This window comes from Agrococcus citreus, assembly GCF_039527715.1.
Classification (GTDB): Bacteria; Actinomycetota; Actinomycetes; order Actinomycetales; family Microbacteriaceae; genus Agrococcus; species Agrococcus citreus.
Map to the genome: position 1 here is coordinate 538,886 of NZ_BAAAKK010000001.1, position 17,054 is coordinate 555,939.

The following is a 17,054-nucleotide window of genomic DNA, read 5'->3' on the forward strand; positions in this document are numbered from 1 at the left end:
CGACACGCCGTGCCCGGACAGGTTCGCTCGGCGTGTCGTGACCACCCCGGCGGCAGCTGACGGCGTGTCGTGACCACCCGCGGGCTGCGGTGCCGTCGCTGGGCGCGAGTGCTAGGCGGGGGCCGAGGCGGCGTCGGCGTCGAGGAGCATGAGCGTCTCGAGCGTGCCGTGCACGGCGCCAGCCGGCGCCTCGTCGGGCGACGCACCGCTGCGCGCGAGCGCGACGGCCTCCGCCTTGTCGGCGCCCGCGACGATGAGCCAGACGCGCTCAGAGGCGTTGATCGCCTCGACCGTGAAGCTCAAGCGCTCGGGCGGCGGCTTGGGGGAGTCGCGCACGGGGATGATGCGCGCGCCGCCCTCGCGCACGCCCGGCATGCCGGGGAAGAGCGAGGCGACGTGCGCATCCGGTCCCATGCCGAGCAGCGTGAGGTCGATCGGCCCGAGCGCCTCGAGCAGCCCGGTCGCGGCGGTCGCGGCGTCGTCGAGGGACGTCCCGTCCGCAGCAGGCAGCTCCCGGATGTTCGCCGCGGGGATCGGCACGAGGTCGAGCAGCGCCTCGCGCGCCTGCCGCGCGTTCCGGTCGCCCGAGTCGGCCGCGACGAAGCGCTCGTCGCTCCAGGTGACGACGACGTGTTCCCAGTCGATGCGCCGGTCCACGAGCGCGGCGAGCAGCTCGATGCCGACGCTCCCGCCCGTGAGCGCGATCGTCGCCCGGCCGCGCGCCGCGATGCGCTCGCCGAGCAGCGCCTCGAGCCGGTCGGCGGTCGCGGCGACGAGCGCCGCGCGGTCGCCCTCGACGACGGCGCGCATCAGCGCTGCCCGAGCGTGAAGAGCAGCACCTGGCGGTACATGTCGTCGGCGTCGAGCTTGCGGAGCTCCTCCGCGAGCTGGTCCTCGAGCCCGCGCGTCGAGAGCGCGACGTGGTGCGAGGGCTGCCCCGGCTGCACGAGCACCCCGACGGAGTCGCGCACGCGGGTGAGCGACGACTCGCCCGTCTCGCGCTGCAGCTGCACCGCGTGGAGGCCGCTCGACCCGACCGGCGCGTCGCCGGCCTCGACCTTCTCGATCGGCACGCCGAGCCGCAGCTCGAGCCACGCGGCCATGAGGTGCACGCTCGGGTTCTCGAGGTCGCCCGAGACGACGCCGCCGCGCACCTCCTCGAACGGGGGCTGGTCGAGCAGCGCAGCGAGGTGCCCGCGCCAGTTCGTCAGCCGCGTCCACGCGAGGTCGGTGTCGCCGGGCGCGTAGCACGCGGCGAGCGACAGGATCGCGCCGTGCGAGTCCTTCTGCTTGCCCGAGTCGGTGATGCGTCGCTGTGCGATCTGCCCGAGCTGCGAGCCGGAGGGCCGGTCGGGCATGAACGACGGCCACCAGGCGACGACGGGCGCATCCGGCAGCAGCAGGCCCTGCACGATGCCGAGTAGGTGCGAGCCGATCTCGCCGTAGCACTGGAGCAGCACGACCTCGCTCGCGCCGGCGTCCGCCCCGACGCGCAGCTCGGCGTCGAGTCGCGGCTCCTCGCGGGCGCTGACGTGGTCGGGGTTGCGCGAGACGACGAGCACGCGCATCGGGTGCTCGCGAGAGGCGGCGTTGGCCGCGCGGATCGCCTCCTCCTCGGCGCCGATCTGCGTGTGCACGACGAGCGTGAGCACGCGCCCGAGGGCGACGACGCCGCCCTCGTCGCGGATCTCGAGCATGCGCCGCTGCACCTCCGCCGTGGTGGTGCGGGAGAGTCGGGTGATCACGGTCGCCTCCAGTGCCTGCCGTCGTGCGCGAGCAGGTCGTGGGCGCTCTGCGGCCCCCACGAGCCCGGCTCGTACTGCTCGACCGGTCCGCCCTCGCGCTCCCAGTGCTCCTCGATCGGGTCGAGGATCTTCCAGGAGAGCTCGACCTCCTCGTGGCGGGGGAACAGCGGCGGGTCGCCGAGCAGCACGTCGAGGATGAGGCGCTCGTACGCCTCTGGGCTCTCCTCGGTGAAGGCGTGGCCGTAGCCGAAGTCCATCGTCACGTCGCGCACGTGCATCCCGGGACCGGGCACCTTCGAGCCGAACCGCATCGACACGCCCTCGTCGGGCTGGACGCGGATGACGAGGGCGTTCTCGCCCATCGTGCGCATGTCGGATGCCTCGAACAAGTACTGCGAGGCGCGCTTGAACACGATCGCGATCTCGGTCACGCGACGGCCGAGGCGCTTGCCGGCGCGCAGGTAGAAGGGCACGCCCGCCCAGCGCCGCGTGTCGACCTCGAGCTTGATCGCCGCGTAGGTCTCGGTCGCGGAGTCGGGACGCATCCCGTCCTCCTGCAGGAAGCCCTTCACCTGCGCGCCGCCGTGCCAGCCGGCGTCGTACTGCCCGCGAGCCGTCGACTCGCCGAGCGGCAGCGGCACGCGGGCGGCGCGCAGCACCTTCTCCTTCTCGGCGCGCAGGTCTCGCGCGTCGAAGGAGACGGGCTCCTCCATCGCCGTGAGCGCGAACAGCTGCAGCAGGTGGTTCTGGATCACGTCGCGCGCGGCGCCGATGCCGTCGTAGTAGCCGGCGCGGCCGCCGACGCCGATGTCCTCGGCCATCGTGATCTGCACGTGGTCGATGTGGTTGGCGTTCCAGATCGGCTCCCACAGCTCGTTCGCGAAGCGCAGCGCGAGGATGTTCTGCACCGTCTCCTTGCCGAGGTAGTGGTCGATGCGGAACACGCTGTCGGCGGGGAACACCGACTCGACGACGGCGTTGAGCTCGCGCGCCGACGCGAGGTCGTGGCCGAACGGCTTCTCGATCACCACGCGGCGCCAGTGGCCGTCCTCCGACTCCGCGAGCCCGGAGCGCTTGAGCTGCTGGGTGACGAGCGGGAACGCGTTCGGCGGGATCGAGAGGTAGAAGGCGTGGTTGCCCATCGTGCCGCGCGACTCGTCGAGCTCGGCGAGCACGTCGACGAGTCGGTCGAAGGCCTCCGTCTCGTCGAAGTCGCCCTGCACGAAGCGGATGCCCTCGGCGAGCTGGCGCCACGCCGCTTCGCGGAACGGCGTGCGCGCGTGCTGCTGCACGGCCTCGCGCACGACCTCGGCGAACTGCTCGTGGGTCCAGTCGCGTCGGCCGAAGCCGACCAGGCCGAAGCCCGGCGGCAGCAGCCCGCGGTTCGAGAGGTCGTAGACGGCCGGCAGCAGCTTCTTGCGCGCGAGGTCGCCCGTGACGCCGAAGAACGTCATGGCGTTCGGCCCCGGGATGCGCGTGAGGCGGTGGTCGGACGCGTCGCGCAGCGGGTTGCGCCCGGCGGCGATCATCGCACTCGTGTCGGTCGAAGGCGCGTCGGTCGCATCCGTGGCGACGGCACCCTGGGCGACCGGGGCCGCAGCGGCCCCGGTCGTCGCGTCGGTCATCGCCCCGCGATGGCGAGGAGGCGGTCGAGCCCCTCGTCGAGGTCGTCGAGCGTCAGCGTCAGCACCGGGCGGCCGTGCTCGGCGAGCACGCTCGCGTCGCCGGAGGCCTGCGCCTCGATGAGCTGCCCGAAGGTGAACGGCCTGCCGGGGATCTCGAGATCCTCGTGGGGCCGGCCCAGGAGCTGCAGGAAGACGCCGTTCGGCGTGCCACCCTTGTGGTACTGACCCGTCGAGTGCAGGAAGCGGGGTCCCCAGCCGAACGTGACGGGGCGGCCCGTGCGCGCCGCGAACGCGGCCCGCAGCCGCTCGAAGCGCGGCAGGCCGATGCGGTCGAGGTACGCGTGCACGGCGAGGTAGCCGCCGTCGCCGAGCTGGGCGAGCAGCGCATCGACGGCCGCCTCGAGCGAGTCGAGCGCGACGCCGTCGGTGCCGCGGATCTCGATGCCCGCATCCACCGCCGCGGGCGCGGCGGCGGGCTCGAGCGCGTCGAGCAGGCCGCGCGCCGCGATCTTCGCCGACTCCACGTCGGGCTGGTCGAAGGGGTTGATGCCGAGCAGCCGACCGGCGACCGCCGTGGCGAACTCCCACACGAGCAGCTGCGCGCCGAGCGTGCCGGCGATCTCGACCTCGCCGTGGGCGACCTCCCGCGCCTCGCGGGCCGAGCCGACGAGGCGCACGACCTGGAGGTCGGGCAGGTCGGCGGAGAGCTCCGGCGCGTCCTTCTCGAGCACGACGGGCAGCACGCCGACGCCGTCCTTGCCGGTCGACTCCGCGATGAGCTGCTCGGCCCACTCGCCGAGGCCCAGGATGTGCGTGCCGTCGGTGACGATGCCGAGCTTGTCGCGCAGCGGGCGGGTGCCCGCGATCGCGGCGGCGAGCATGAGGCCGGGGTTGTCGTCGGCGTCCTCGCTGATCTCGGGGAGCGCCGCGATGGCCTCGTCGAGCAGCTCGCGCACGTCGACGCCCGCGAGCCCCGAGGGCACGATGCCGAACGCCGTGAGCGCCGAGTAGCGGCCGCCGACGTTCGGGTCGGCGTTGAAGACGCGGTAGCCGGCCTTCCGGGCATCCGCGTCGAGGGGCGAGCCGGGGTCGGTGACGACGATGATGCGCTCGGTCGGGTCGATGCCCGCCTCGCGGTACGCGGCCTCGAAGGCGCGGCGCTGGCTGTCGGTCTCGAGCGTCGAGCCCGACTTCGACGAGACGACGAGCGCCGTGCGCTGCAGGCCGTCGCGCAAGGCACGACGCACCTGGCCGGGCTCGGTCGAGTCGAGCACCGTCAGGTTGACGCCCTCGGTGCGCGTGATGACCTCGGGCGCGAGCGACGAGCCGCCCATGCCGGCGAGCGCGATCCGGTCGACGCCGTGCAGGCGCAGCTGCTTGCGGAGCGCCTCGATGTCGTCGACGAGCCCGCGCGTACCGGCCGCGGCCTCGACCCAGCCGAGCCGGATCGATGCCTCGGCCTCAGCCGCCTCGCCCCAGAGCGACGCGTCGCCCGAGACGAGCCGACCGGCGACGCCGTCGGCGACGAGCTGCGGCACGATCCGGTCGATCGCCTCTTGCGCGGCGCCGGACGCGGTGATCGTGAACGTCATCGCGCTGCCTCCGCCTGCTCCAGGTGGCCCCGGACGGTCTCGACGAGCTCGGCCCACGAGGCGTCGAACTTCTCGAGCCCCTCGGTCTCGAGCAGCTCGACGACCTCGACGTACGAGACGCCGACGCCCTCGAGCGCGTCGAGCACGGCACCGGCCTCGTCGGCGCGACCGGTGACGGTGTCGCCCGTGACCGTGCCGTGGTCGGCGAGCGCGTCGAGCGTCTTCTCCGGCATCGTGTTGACGGTCTGCGGCGCGACGAGCTCGGTGACGTACAGCGTGTCGGGGAGCGACGGGTCCTTGACGCCCGTGGACGCCCACAGCGGCCGCTGCGTGTTGGCGCCCGCCTCGAGCAGCGTGAGCGCGCGCTCGGTCGAGAACGTCTCCTGCCAGGCGCGGTAGGCGAGGCGCGCGTTCGCGAGTCCCGCCTTGCCCTTGAGCGCGGTGGCCTCCTCGGTGCCGATCGCGTCGAGCCGCTTGTCGATCTCGCTGTCGACGCGCGAGACGAAGAACGACGCGACCGAGTGGATCCTCGACAGGTCGTGGCCTGCCTGCTGCGCGCGCTCGAGCCCCGTGAGGTAGGCGTTCATGACGTCGCGGTAGCGGTCGAGCGAGAAGATGAGCGTCACGTTGACGCTGATGCCCGCGCCGATCGTCGCGGCGATCGCCTCGAGGCCCTCGCGGGTCGCGGGGATCTTGATGAGCACGTTCTCGCGCCCGACGCGCTCGTGCAGCATGGCCGCCTGCGCGATCGTGCCCTCGGTGTCGCGGGCGAGGCCCGGCTCGACCTCGATCGAGACGCGGCCGTCGAAGCCCTTCGTCGCGGCGTAGACCGGCGCGAACAGGTCGCACGCGTCGGCGACGTCCTTCGTCGTGAGCGCGGTGATGACCTCGTCGACGCTCGCGTGGTCCGCGGCGAGCTCGACGACCGCGGCCTCGTAGCTGTCGCCCGCGGCGATCGCGTTGGCGAAGATCGTCGGGTTCGTCGTGACGCCGACGACGTTGCGCTCCTCGATGAGCTTCGCGAGCGTGCCGCTCGTGAGCCGCTCGCTCGAGAGGTCGTCGAGCCAGATGCTGACGCCCGCGTCGCTGAGTGCCTTCGTGTTCTCGTTCATGTGTGTGCCTCCTGGCCCGCTCAGCGGGCTGCCTCGATGGATGCGCGAGCAGCCTCGACCACGGCCTCCGCCGTGAAGCCGAACTCGCGGAAGAGCGTCTGCCAGTCGGCGCTCGCGCCGAAGTGGTCGATCGCGACCGAGCGGCCGGCGTCGCCGACGATGCCGTGCCACGTGAGCGGGGAGCCCGCCTCGACCGAGACCCGAGCGCGCACGGCTGCCGGCAGCACCGACTCGCGGTACTCGTCGGACTGCTCGGCGAACCACTCGAGCGAGGGCGCGGCGACGACGCGCGCCGCGACGCCGTCGGCCTGGAGCTGCTCGCGGGCGGCGAGCGCGAGCTGCACCTCGGAGCCCGTCGCGATCAGCAGCACCTCGGGGGTGCCGCCCGTCGCCTCGGCGAGCACGTAGGCGCCCTTCGAGACGTTCGACGCGTGGGCGAGCGTGTCGCCCTCGGCTGCGCCGTCGCCGCGCTCGAGCACGGGCAGGTTCTGGCGAGTGAGCGCGATGCCGACCGGCTGGTCGCGGCGCTCGAGGATCGTCTTCCACGCCCACGCGGTCTCGTTCGCGTCGGAGGGGCGCACGATCTCGAAGCCCGGGATCGCGCGGAGCGTCGCGAGCTGCTCGATCGGCTGGTGCGTCGGGCCGTCCTCGCCCAGCGCGACGGAGTCGTGCGTCCAGACGTGGATGGGGTGGACGCCCATGAGCGCAGCGAGGCGCAGCGCGGGGCGCTGGTAGTCGCTGAAGATCAGGAACGTGCCGCCGTAGGGGCGCGTCGGGCCGTGCAGCACGATGCCGTTCAGGATCGCGGCCATCGCGTGCTCGCGGATGCCGAAGTGCAGCGTGCGGCCGGCGGCGGATGCGTTCGGCCACGCCTTCGTCGCGTGCTGCGTGGGTGCGAACGAGCCCTTGCCCTCGAGCGTCGTGTTATTCGACTCGGCGAGGTCGGCGGAGCCGCCCCACAGCTCGGGGATGACGTCGGCGAGCGCGTTGAGCACCTTGCCGGACGCCGCGCGGGTCGAGACCTCGGTGCCTGCCTCGAAGACGGGGAGCGCGTCCTCGATGCCCTCGGGCAGCTCGCCCGAGAGCATGCGGTCGAGCAGCGCCTTCTTGTCGGCGTTGGCCTCGGCCCACGCGTCGAAGCGCTCCTGCCAGGTGCCGCGCGCCTTCGCGGCGCGCTCGGCCGCGTTGCCGCGCGTGTACTCGAGCACGGCGTCGTCGACGTGGAACGACTGCTCGGGGTCGAAGCCGAGCACCTCCTTGAGGGCCGAGACCTCGTCGCCGCCGAGCTTGGAGCCGTGGATCTTGCCGGTGCCCTGCTTCGTGGGGGCGGGCCAGCCGATGATCGTCTTGAGGATGATGAGGCTCGGCTTCGTCGTCTCGGCCTGCGCCTGCGCGATCGCGTCGTGCAGCGCCTCGACGTCCTCGACGTACTCGGTCGAGGTGGGCTCGTCGCCCTGGCGCCACGACACCTCGAGCACCTGCCAGCCGTAGGCCTCGTAGCGGCCCTTCACGTCCTCGGTGAAGGCGATGTCGACGTCGTCCTCGATCGAGATCGCGTTCGCGTCGTAGATGGCGATGAGGCGGCCGAGCTCGTGGTGGCCCGCGAGCGAGCCCGCCTCGCTCGTGACGCCCTCCTGCAGGTCGCCGTCGCCCGCGATCACGTACGTGTAGTGGTCGAAGGCGCTCTCGCCGTCGGGCGTGGAGGGGTCGAGCAGCTCGCGCTCGAAGCGCTGCGCGAACGCGAAGCCCACGGCGGAGGCGAGGCCCTGGCCGAGCGGGCCGGTCGTGATCTCGACGCCCTTCGTGTGGCGGTACTCGGGGTGGCCGGGCGTGAGGGAGCCCCACGTGCGCAGCGACTCGAGGTCGTGCTTCTCGAGGCCGGAGCCCGTGAGGTAGAGCTGGATGTACTGCGTCAGCGACGAGTGGCCGACGGAGAGGATGAAGCGGTCGCGCCCGAGCCAGCGGTCGTCGGCCGGGTCGCGGTCCATCACCTTCTGGAACAGCAGGTGCGCGACGGGCGCGAGGCTCATCGCCGTGCCCGGGTGTCCGTTGCCGACCTTCTCGACGGCGTCGGCCGCGAGGACTCGGGCCGTGTCGACGGCCTGCTGGTCGGTGGTGGTCCATTCGAATGCCAAGGAGGCTCCTTCATCTGGCGGCACGGAGCCGCTTCGCGGTGCGGACGGTTGCGACGCCTCCAGCATAGTGAGCGACCACATCCGGCCCGGGTGTGAATCCCCCCGGTGCGACGTCGCACGTCCGATAGGATGAGGGTTGGCCTGAAGCCCCCACCCACCACTCGGAACGGATACTGCTGCATGTCGAATGCGACCTCGCCCGGCGTCTCGACGCCTCAGGTCTCGACGCCCCGGGTCTCGGGGGAGCGGCAGCGGTCGAGGGTCGCGGTGAAGGCCGAGGCGTACGTCGCGCTGACGAAGCCGCGCGTCATCGAGCTGCTGCTCGTCACCGCGCTGCCGACGATGTTCCTCGCCGCCGGCGGCGTGCCCCCGATCGGCGCGCTGCTCGCGACGCTGCTCGGCGGGTTCCTGAGCGCCGGCAGCGCCAACGCGTTCAACATGATCCTCGATCGCGACATCGACCGCGTCATGCACCGCACGCAGCGCCGACCGCTCGTCACGGGCACGCTCTCGGTGACCGAGGCGCGGGTGTTCGCGTGGACGCTCGCGATCGTCTCGACGCTCGTGCTCGGTCTCTTCGCGAACTGGCTCGCCGCGGGGCTCTCGGTCGCCGCGATCGCCTTCTACGTGCTCATCTACACGATGCTGCTCAAGCGCCGCACCGAGCAGAACATCGTGTGGGGCGGCATCGCCGGCTGCTTCCCGGTCGTCATCGGGTGGGCGGGCGTCACCGGCTCGCTCGACTGGCCCGCGTGGATCCTGTTCACGCTCGTCTTCCTGTGGACGCCGGCGCACTACTGGCCGCTGTCGATGAAGTACCGCGACGACTACGAGGCGGCCGAGGTGCCGATGCTCGCGGTCGTGCGCGGCCGTCCGATGGTCGGCATCCAGGTGATCCTCTACGCGTGGGCGTCGCTCGCCTGCACGCTGCTGCTCATCCCGGTCGGCGGCATGGGGCTGCTCTACTCGGGCGTCGCGATCGTCGCGGGCACGTGGTTCGTCGTCGAGGCGCACGGCCTCTACAGCAGGGCGATCAAGGGCGACCGCGAGATCCGGGCGATGCGCGTCTTCCACGCCTCGAACACGTACCTGACGCTCGTGTTCCTCGCGGTCGGCATCGACCCGCTGCTGCCCTTCTAGGCCTGCCCCCCCTAGGCCTGCCGCTCGGCGGATCGCCGCGAGGGCACCGCGTGCTTGAAGCCGCGGTGCGAGCCGACGAAGCCGAGGCGCTCGTAGAAGCGATGCGCGTCGACGCGCTGCTCGTCGGAGGTCAGCTGCACGAGCGCGCTGCCCGTCGCCTCGGCCGCCGGTCCCATCGCCCAGCGGAGCATCGCGGTGCCGAGCCCTGCCGATCGGTGCGCCGAGCCCACGCGCACGGCCTCGACGAGCAGTCGCGTGGCGCCGCGCCTCGCGAGCCCGGGGATGCGCGTGAGCTGCAGCATCGCGCCCACGCGGTCGCGCGCGTCGACGGCGACCACGATCTCGTTCGACGGATCGGCGACGACGGCACCCATCGCGGCCCGGTAGTGGGGGAACGCCTCGGCAGCCTCCGTGTCGCCTCGCCCGGCGGCGAGGGCGTCCTCGGCGAGCAGCGCGACGAGGGCTGAGAGGTCGTCGTCCGTCGCGCGCCGCAGCGTCCAACCGCCCGGAGCGAGGCCTTGCAGCGCCAGGTCGGCGGGCAGCGGCAGCGCGGCGAGCACGTCAGACCCGGTCGAGCATCTGCAGCAGCCGGCCCTCGCGGAGCGCCCACGGGCTGACGTCGAGCTCCTTCACGCCGAACGCGCGCATCGCCTGCGACAGCACGATGCCGCCCGCGACGATCTGGAAGGTGCGGTCGGGCGTGATGCCGGGGAGCGCCGCGCGCGAGCTCGCATCCATGCGCGCGAGCCGCGGCACCCAGTCGTCGAGCTGGGCGCGGGTGAGCACGGCGCGGTCGCCGTCGCCGACGCCCGGCAGCGCGTTGCCCGCGAGCCGGGCGAGCGAGCGGATGGTCTTCGACGAGCCGATCACGTGGTCCGGGCGGCCGAACGGCTTCACCTGCGCGACCGCGTCGTCGAGCACGGCCTTCGCGTAGATCCGCAGGGCGCGCTGGTCGGCTGCGCTCGGCGGATCCGCGTGGAAGAAGCCGACCGTGCTGCGGCCCGCGCCGAGCGGCACCGAGAGCGCGATGTCGGGCTCCTCGTTGTCGCCGGAGGCGATCTCGAGCGAACCCCCGCCGATGTCGAGCAGCAGGATCCGTCCGGCGGACCAGCCGAACCAGCGGCGCACCGCGAGGAACGTGAGCCTCGCCTCGTCGTCGCCGGAGAGGATGTCGAGCGTCACCTCGGCCTCGGCCTCGATGCGCGCGACGACCTCCTCGCCGTTCGCGGCCTCGCGCAGGGCGCTCGTGGCCATGACGACGAAGTCGTCGAGCCGCTCGCTCCTGGCGATCGCCGTGCACTCGCCGATCGCCGAGAGCAGCGCCGCGACGCCCTCGTCGCTGATGGCGCCGTCGTCCTGCAGGTAGCGCATGAGCCGGAGCGTGAGCTTGTGCGAGCGCTGCGGGACGGGGCGGCCGCCGAGCCGCACGTCGACGATGAGCAGGTGCACGGTGTTCGAGCCGATGTCGAGCACGCCGAGGCGCGCACCGTGCTGGACGTCGCCGATCGCACCGTCGACGGGGCGGGTGGTGGTCATGCCACCGATCCTGCCATCAGGCGTCGACGCGGCCGCGCTCGGGCACGGCCGCGGAGCGCGCGACCGTGGTCGCCGGGGCGCGGAGCGAGAGCACGACCGCGACGCCGATCGCGGCGCTGATGACCGCGAGCACCATGTGGATGCCGACGAGCGCGATCGGCAGGCCCGTGCGCGACTGGATGATGCCGACCGCGATCTGCACGAGCACGGCCGCGAGCAGCGCGAGCGACCAGCCGAGGTGGCGGCGCGGTCCGCGTGCGGCGGCCGCGACCACGACGGCGAGGACGAGCGCGAGCAGCGCGTAGCCGGGCCACGCGTGGACGTGCTGCATGACCGCTGGGTCGAGGCCGTTGCGGGCCGCGCCGCCGTCGCCCGCGTGCGGTCCGGAGCCGGTCGTGAGCACGCCGACGAACACCACGACCGCGAGCACGGCGGTCATCGCGTGGACGAGCGCCGACTGCCAGCGGGGCGCGGTGCGGGGACCGGCGGGGCCGGTGACGACGCGCCAGGTGAGCGCCGCGGAGAGCGCGACGAGGATGACCGAGAGCACGAAGTGCAGGCCGACGGTGTCGGGTCGCAGCGTCATCCAGACGACGACGGCGCCGATGAGGGCCTGCGCGACGGTGAGGCCGAGCACGATGGCCGCGAGCGTGACGATCGTGCGGCCGGCGTGCTTGCGGATCGCGAGCACGAGCATGACGATCGCGATCACGACGACGATGCCGCCCCAGACGCGGTTCGAGAACTCGATGACGCCGTGGATGCCCTGCTCGGGCACGGGCGTGAACGACTCGGGCGTGCAGTTGGGCCACTCCGAGCAGCCGAGGCCCGATCCCGTGAGCCGCACGGCGCCGCCCGTGCCGACGATGATCACCTGCGACACGAGGGTCGCCCATGCCGCGACGACGAGACTGCGCGATCGCTCGAGCACTATGCACCTTTCCCTGCCGTTCGCGATAGGATGTGAGGGAGCCCATCGGCTCCGAACCCCCTGCCGCTGACCGCGGTGAGGCATGTGCGAAGGCCCTTCAAGTATGGCCGAGCGCAGCGGCTCGGGGTCGCGCGGAATGCCGAGGAGCGCCGCCGGGTTGCACACGACGGATGGAAGGGGGAGCGATGTCTGACGTCCTGATCGACCGGCCAGAGCTCGAGAGCCTGGGACAGTACGAGTTCGGCTGGCATGACTCCGACGTGGCGGGAGCCACGGCGAAGCGAGGCCTGAGCGAAGCGGTGGTCCGAAACATCTCGGCGCTGAAGAGCGAGTCCGACTGGATGCTCGAGCGACGGCTCAAGGGCCTGCAGCTGTTCGAGCGCAAGCCCATGCCGACGTGGGGTGCCGACATCTCCGGCATCGACTTCGACAACATCAAGTACTTCGTGCGCTCCACGGAGCGCCAGGCGCAGACGTGGGAGGACCTCCCCGAGGACATCCGCAACACGTACGACCGCCTCGGCATCCCCGAGGCCGAGCGCAGCCGCCTCGTCTCCGGCGTCGCCGCGCAGTACGAGTCGGAGGTCGTCTACCACCAGATCCAGGAGGATCTGGAGGCGCAGGGCGTCATCTTCATGGACACCGACACGGCGCTCAAGGAGCACCCGGAGTTCTTCGAGGAGTACTTCGGCACCGTGATCCCGTCGGGCGACAACAAGTTCGCCGCGCTCAACACGGCGGTGTGGTCGGGCGGCTCGTTCGTCTACGTGCCGAAGGGCGTGCACGTCGAGATCCCGCTGCAGGCGTACTTCCGCATCAACACCGAGAACATGGGCCAGTTCGAGCGCACGCTCATCATCGCCGACGAGGGCTCGTACGTGCACTACATCGAGGGCTGCACGGCGCCGATCTACTCGTCCGACTCGCTGCACTCGGCGGTCGTCGAGATCATCGTGAAGAAGAACGCCCGCGTTCGGTACACGACGATCCAGAACTGGTCGAACAACGTCTACAACCTCGTCACGAAGCGCGCCATCGCCGAGGAGGGCGCGACGATGGAGTGGATCGACGGCAACATCGGCTCCAAGGTGACGATGAAGTACCCGTCCATCTACCTCGTGGGGGAGCGCGCCAAGGGCGAGACCCTGTCGGTCGCCTTCGCGGGCCCCGGCCAGCACCAGGATGCCGGCGCCAAGATGATCCACATGGCGCCGTACACGACGTCGTCGATCGTCTCGAAGTCGATCGCGCGCGGCGGCGGCCGGGCCGGCTACCGCGGCGAGGTGCGGGTGGATGCGAACGCGCACCACAGCGCGAACAGCGTCGTCTGCGACGCGCTGCTCGTCGACACCATCTCGCGCTCCGACACGTACCCGTCCATCGACATCCGCGTCGACGACGTCGTGCTCGGCCACGAGGCCACGGTCTCGAAGGTCAGCGAGGAGCAGCTGTTCTACCTCATGTCCCGCGGCATGGCGGAGACCGAGGCGATGGCCATGATCGTCCGCGGCTTCATCGAGCCCATCGCCCGCGAGCTGCCGATGGAGTACGCGCTCGAGCTCAACAAGCTCATCGAGATGAGCATGGAAGGATCCGTCGGCTGATGACTGCGACAGACACGACCCCCGCTGCCCTGGGCACCGAGGCCGCGATCGCCGCGCCCATCGTCCCCATCCAGACCCGCTCCGAGCGCCCCTGGTCGTTCGAGCCCGCCGACTTCGGCGTGCCGACCGGCCGCGAGGTCAACTGGAAGCTCTCCGACGTGCGGCGCCTCGCGCCGCTGTTCGTCGACGAGGAGACCGAGACCGGCGAGCCCGGCATCGACTACGACGTGGCGGCGCTCACCGAGCGCGGCCTGCTCGTCGAGTCGAGCGGCCACGACGCCCCCGTGCGCGGCGAGATCTTCCGCCCCGAGGACGTCGTGAGCGCGATCGCGTGGCAGCGCTGCGCGAACGCCCTGCACGTGCGCCTGCCCGAGGGCAAGGAGCAGGCCGAGCCGGCCATCGTCCGCCTGCACGGCACGGGCGCCGACCGCCACGCCAACGCCCACATCGTCATCGAGGCCATGCCCGGCTCGATCGGCACCGTCGTGCTGCACCACTCCGGCTCGGCGCGCTACGCGCAGAACGTCGAGATCGTCGTCCGCGACGGCGCTCGCCTCACGGTGATCTCGGTGCAGGACTGGCAGGACGACACCGTCCACGCGTCGGCGCACCAGGCGGTCGTCGGCGAGGGCGCGTTCCTCAAGCACATGGTCGTCTCGTTCGGCGGCGGCGTCGTGCGGGTCAACCCGTCGATGCGCCTCGCGGGTCACCGCGCTGAGGGCGAGATGTTCGGCCTGTCGTTCGCCGACAGCGGCCAGCACATCGAGAGCCAGGTCTTCATGTTCCACGAAGGCACCGAGACCCGCGGCAACGTGCTCTACAAGGGCGCGCTGCAGGGCATCGGCGCTCGCTCGGTGTGGGTGGGCGACGTGCTCATCGGGCGCGACGCGACCGGCACCGACAGCTACGAGAAGAACCAGAACCTCGTGCTCACCGACGGCGCTCGCGCCGACAGCATCCCCAACCTCGAGATCCAGACGGGCGACATCGCCGGCGCCGGCCACGCATCCGCGACGGGTCGCTTCGACGACGAGCAGCTGTTCTACCTCGAGTCCCGCGGGATCGACGAGGAGGAGGCTCGCCGCCTCGTCGTCATCGGCTTCCTGATGGAGATCGTGCAGAAGATCGGTGTGCCCGAGATCGAGGCGCGGCTCGCCGAGGCGATCGACGAGGAGCTGCGCCGCGGCGCCGGCCTCGCTCCCGCGTCGAAGGCTGGGGCATGACCGCACAGCGCGCCTGCGGAGTGGGCGACGTCGCCGTGAGCGCCGCCCTGAAGGTCGAGCTCGACGGCATCGACGTCGCGATCGTGAAGGACTCCGCCGGGGCGATCCACGCGATCGGCGACAACTGCACCCACGGCGACATCTCGCTCTCCGAGGGCTTCGTCGAGGACGAGACGATCGAGTGCTGGGCGCACGGCTCGCAGTTCGCGCTGCGGAGCGGCAAGCCGCTCAACCTGCCGGCGTTCGAGCCGGTGCCGGTGTTCCCCGTGACCATCGTCGGCGACGACGTGCTCGTCGACGTGCAGAACCCACTCAACCTCAACTGACACCCACCCTGCAGTCGCTGCAGCCAAGACTGTTCCCGGCTTCGGCCGCGAAGGAAGGAAGCGCCATGAGCGTGCTGGACATCAAGGACCTGCAGGTCTCGATCGAGACCGAGCAGGGGAAGAAGGAGATCCTGCGGGGCGTCGACCTGCGGATCAGCTCCGACGAGATCCATGCGGTGATGGGCCCGAACGGCTCGGGCAAGTCGACTCTCGCGTACACGATCGCCGGGCACCCGCGCTACTCGGTCGACGGTGGCTCGATCACCCTCGACGGCGAGGACGTGCTGGCGATGAGCGTCGACGAGCGCGCTCGCGCCGGCCTGTTCCTCGCGATGCAGTACCCGGTCGAGATCCCGGGCGTCACCGTGTCGAACTTCCTCCGCACCGCGAAGACCGCGGTCACGGGCGAGGCCCCGCGCGTGCGCCAGTGGATCGGCGACGTGCGCTCGGCGATGGAGAAGCTGCGCATGGACCCGTCGTTCGGCGAGCGCAACGTCAACGAGGGCTTCTCGGGCGGCGAGAAGAAGCGCCACGAGATCCTCCAGATGGAGCTGCTCCGCCCGCGCTTCGCCGTGCTCGACGAGACCGACTCGGGTCTCGACGTCGACGCGCTGCGCGTCGTCGCCGAGGGCGTGAACCGCATCAAGGCCGAGACCGGCCTCGGTGTGCTGCTCATCACGCACTACACGCGCATCCTGCGCTACATCAAGCCGGACTTCGTGCACGTGTTCGTCAACGGCCGCATCGCCGACGAGGGCGGTTCCGAGCTCGCCGACCGGCTCGAGGACGAGGGCTACGACCGCTACCTCAAGGCAGGCGTCTGATGGCGCTCGTCGAGATCGATGCCGCGAAGTTCGACGAGGTCACCGAGGCCCTCAAGGATGTCGTCGACCCCGAGCTCGACGTCAACATCGTCGACCTCGGCCTCGTCTACGACCTCGCGTGGGACGACGACCAGGATGCGCTCGTCATCTCGATGACGCTGACCTCGGCGGGCTGCCCGCTCACCGACGTCATCGAGACGGAGATCGCCGAGAACCTCGACGGCGTCGTGGAGCAGTTCCGCATCAACTGGGTGTGGATGCCGCCGTGGGGTCCCGAGCGCATCACCGAGGACGGCCGCGAGATGATGAGGGCGCTCGGGTTCACCATCTGACGATGGCCTCGACTGCGCGAGCAGATCGGTCAGCGGGACCCCGGACGATCCAGTGGATCGTCCGCCCGAGCGCCGTCGCGAGCGCAAGCGAGCGATTTGGGCTTCACCATCTGACGATGGCCTCGACTGCGCGAGCGAGCGACCTGGGGTTCACGATCAGCCGATCGTGAACCCTTCTCGCGCTGCATCACACCTCTCCGCACTTCCACAGGAAGCCCCACCCATCGACCCCCTCAACTGGCTCCTCGCCCTCTACACCGCCACGATCCCGGTCGGCGACGGCCAGCAGCTGCTCGTGCGCGAGGTGGTCGGCAACCTCTTCGGCCTCGCGAGCGCGCTCGGCGGCATGCTGCGCCGCGTCTGGGCGTGGCCGGTCGGCATCGTCGGCAACCTGCTGCTGCTGACGGTCTTCCTCGGCGCGCTGCTCGACCCGACGCACGAGATGCCGGCGCTGCTCGGCCAAGCGGGGCGCCAGGTCATGTTCATCGGCGTCGCGATCTACGGCTGGGTGCGCTGGCGGCAGGCTCGAGGCGCAGACGGGCAGATCGTGCCGCAGTGGGCGAGCTGGCGGCAGCGCGGGGGACTCGCGATCGCCCTCGTCGTCGGCACCGTCGCGATCACGCCGCTCTTCCGCATGCTCGGCTCCTACGAGCCGGTGTGGGCCGACGCGTGGACCTTCGTCGGCTCGCTCCTCGCGACCTACGGGATGGCCCGCGGCTGGACCGAGTTCTGGCTCATCTGGGTCGCGGTCGACCTCGTCGGGGTGCCGCTGCTGCTGAGCGCGGGCTACTGGGCGTCGGGCTTCATGTACGCCTTCTACGGCGCGTTCACCCTGTGGGGCTTCGTCGTCTGGGCGCGAGCGAGGCGCAAGCCCTCGGTCGAGACGCTCCTGCCCGACCCGCGGCCCAGCAGCCGATAGCAGCGCGCGC

Annotated in this window: 16 protein-coding genes; 7 read left to right on the forward strand and 9 right to left on the reverse strand. The window is 71.5% G+C overall.

From position 1 onward, the window contains the following. Positions 1-111: 111 nt before the first annotated feature. The 6 genes from pgl to tkt form a co-directional block, all read right to left on the reverse strand. Positions 112-810, reverse strand: a complete 699-nt coding sequence (gene pgl / locus ABD106_RS02625; protein ID WP_343917005.1) for a 6-phosphogluconolactonase — start codon at positions 808-810, stop codon at positions 112-114. After that, positions 810-1,745, reverse strand: coding sequence for a glucose-6-phosphate dehydrogenase assembly protein OpcA (locus tag ABD106_RS02630; RefSeq protein WP_343917007.1), 936 nt, complete (start codon positions 1,743-1,745; stop codon positions 810-812). Before ABD106_RS02630 ends, pgl begins: the two co-directional genes overlap by 1 nt. Further along, positions 1,742-3,274 (reverse strand): glucose-6-phosphate dehydrogenase, encoded by a 1,533-nt coding sequence (zwf, locus tag ABD106_RS02635; protein ID WP_343917878.1) that lies wholly within the window; start codon positions 3,272-3,274, stop codon positions 1,742-1,744. Before zwf ends, ABD106_RS02630 begins: the two co-directional genes overlap by 4 nt. A gap of 92 nt (positions 3,275-3,366) precedes the next feature. Then, positions 3,367-4,962 carry a glucose-6-phosphate isomerase gene (locus ABD106_RS02640; protein ID WP_343917009.1) on the reverse strand — a complete coding sequence of 532 codons (1,596 nt, stop codon included), beginning with the start codon at positions 4,960-4,962 and terminating at the stop codon, positions 3,367-3,369. Further along, the gene (gene tal, locus ABD106_RS02645; protein ID WP_343917011.1) at positions 4,959-6,074 is read right to left on the reverse strand and encodes a transaldolase; all 1,116 of its coding nucleotides are present in this window, start codon (positions 6,072-6,074) and stop codon (positions 4,959-4,961) included. Before tal ends, ABD106_RS02640 begins: the two co-directional genes overlap by 4 nt. Before the next feature lie 20 nt (positions 6,075-6,094). Beyond that, on the reverse strand, positions 6,095-8,209 hold the full coding sequence (gene tkt, locus ABD106_RS02650; protein ID WP_343917013.1) for a transketolase: 2,115 nt from the start codon (positions 8,207-8,209) through the stop codon (positions 6,095-6,097). A gap of 180 nt (positions 8,210-8,389) precedes the next feature. On the opposite strand from tkt, the gene ABD106_RS02655 reads away from it, so the two are divergent. Next, positions 8,390-9,349, forward strand: a complete 960-nt coding sequence (locus tag ABD106_RS02655) for a heme o synthase (RefSeq protein ID WP_343917015.1) — start codon at positions 8,390-8,392, stop codon at positions 9,347-9,349. 11 nt (positions 9,350-9,360) lie between these two features. On the opposite strand, the gene ABD106_RS02660 is transcribed toward ABD106_RS02655, so the two are convergent. The 3 genes from ABD106_RS02660 to ABD106_RS02670 are packed head-to-tail and all read right to left on the reverse strand — an operon-like array spanning position 9,361 to position 11,816. Beyond that, positions 9,361-9,909, reverse strand: a complete 549-nt coding sequence (locus ABD106_RS02660) for a GNAT family N-acetyltransferase (protein ID WP_343917017.1) — start codon at positions 9,907-9,909, stop codon at positions 9,361-9,363. A gap of 1 nt (position 9,910) precedes the next feature. Continuing rightward, complete coding sequence (locus tag ABD106_RS02665) at positions 9,911-10,885, reverse strand: Ppx/GppA phosphatase family protein (protein WP_343917019.1); 975 nt, start codon at positions 10,883-10,885, stop codon at positions 9,911-9,913. A 16-nt stretch (positions 10,886-10,901) separates the two neighbouring features. Next, positions 10,902-11,816 (reverse strand): COX15/CtaA family protein, encoded by a 915-nt coding sequence (locus ABD106_RS02670; RefSeq protein ID WP_343917021.1) that lies wholly within the window; start codon positions 11,814-11,816, stop codon positions 10,902-10,904. Between the two features lie 185 nt (positions 11,817-12,001). Between ABD106_RS02670 and sufB the strand changes: the two genes are divergently transcribed. The 6 genes from sufB (at position 12,002) to pnuC (ending at position 17,044) form a co-directional block, all read left to right on the forward strand. After that, the gene (gene sufB, locus ABD106_RS02675) at positions 12,002-13,420 is read left to right on the forward strand and encodes a Fe-S cluster assembly protein SufB (protein ID WP_343917023.1); all 1,419 of its coding nucleotides are present in this window, start codon (positions 12,002-12,004) and stop codon (positions 13,418-13,420) included. Beyond that, the gene (gene sufD / locus ABD106_RS02680) at positions 13,420-14,643 is read left to right on the forward strand and encodes a Fe-S cluster assembly protein SufD (protein WP_343917025.1); all 1,224 of its coding nucleotides are present in this window, start codon (positions 13,420-13,422) and stop codon (positions 14,641-14,643) included. The genes sufB and sufD overlap by 1 nt, the downstream gene beginning before the upstream one ends. After that, positions 14,640-14,969, forward strand: a complete 330-nt coding sequence (locus tag ABD106_RS02685) for a non-heme iron oxygenase ferredoxin subunit (protein ID WP_343917027.1) — start codon at positions 14,640-14,642, stop codon at positions 14,967-14,969. The genes sufD and ABD106_RS02685 overlap by 4 nt, the downstream gene beginning before the upstream one ends. A 65-nt stretch (positions 14,970-15,034) precedes the next feature. Next, a complete protein-coding gene (gene sufC, locus ABD106_RS02690) occupies positions 15,035-15,793 on the forward strand; it encodes a Fe-S cluster assembly ATPase SufC (RefSeq protein WP_343917029.1) in 759 nt (252 codons plus the stop codon). Beyond that, positions 15,793-16,125 carry a metal-sulfur cluster assembly factor gene (locus tag ABD106_RS02695; RefSeq protein WP_343917031.1) on the forward strand — a complete coding sequence of 111 codons (333 nt, stop codon included), beginning with the start codon at positions 15,793-15,795 and terminating at the stop codon, positions 16,123-16,125. Before sufC ends, ABD106_RS02695 begins: the two co-directional genes overlap by 1 nt. 223 nt (positions 16,126-16,348) lie before the next feature. After that, complete coding sequence (gene pnuC / locus ABD106_RS02700; protein ID WP_343917880.1) at positions 16,349-17,044, forward strand: nicotinamide riboside transporter PnuC; 696 nt, start codon at positions 16,349-16,351, stop codon at positions 17,042-17,044. Positions 17,045-17,054 lie beyond the last annotated feature (10 nt).

Bases quoted from the DNA above. Each gene is read 5' to 3' on its own strand.
- pgl (WP_343917005.1), bottom strand. From the start codon at position 810: ATGCGCGCCGTCGTCGAGGGCGACCGCGCGGCGCTCGTCGCCGCGACC.
- zwf (WP_343917878.1), bottom strand. From the start codon at position 3,274: ATGATCGCCGCCGGGCGCAACCCGCTGCGCGACGCGTCCGACCACCGC.
- ABD106_RS02640 (WP_343917009.1), bottom strand. From the start codon at position 4,962: ATGACGTTCACGATCACCGCGTCCGGCGCCGCGCAAGAGGCGATCGAC.
- tal (WP_343917011.1), bottom strand. From the start codon at position 6,074: ATGAACGAGAACACGAAGGCACTCAGCGACGCGGGCGTCAGCATCTGG.
- ABD106_RS02655 (WP_343917015.1), top strand. From the start codon at position 8,390: ATGTCGAATGCGACCTCGCCCGGCGTCTCGACGCCTCAGGTCTCGACG.
- ABD106_RS02665 (WP_343917019.1), bottom strand. From the start codon at position 10,885: ATGACCACCACCCGCCCCGTCGACGGTGCGATCGGCGACGTCCAGCAC.
- sufB (WP_343917023.1), top strand. From the start codon at position 12,002: ATGTCTGACGTCCTGATCGACCGGCCAGAGCTCGAGAGCCTGGGACAG.
- sufD (WP_343917025.1), top strand. From the start codon at position 13,420: ATGACTGCGACAGACACGACCCCCGCTGCCCTGGGCACCGAGGCCGCG.
- ABD106_RS02685 (WP_343917027.1), top strand. From the start codon at position 14,640: ATGACCGCACAGCGCGCCTGCGGAGTGGGCGACGTCGCCGTGAGCGCC.
- sufC (WP_343917029.1), top strand. From the start codon at position 15,035: ATGAGCGTGCTGGACATCAAGGACCTGCAGGTCTCGATCGAGACCGAG.
- ABD106_RS02695 (WP_343917031.1), top strand. From the start codon at position 15,793: ATGGCGCTCGTCGAGATCGATGCCGCGAAGTTCGACGAGGTCACCGAG.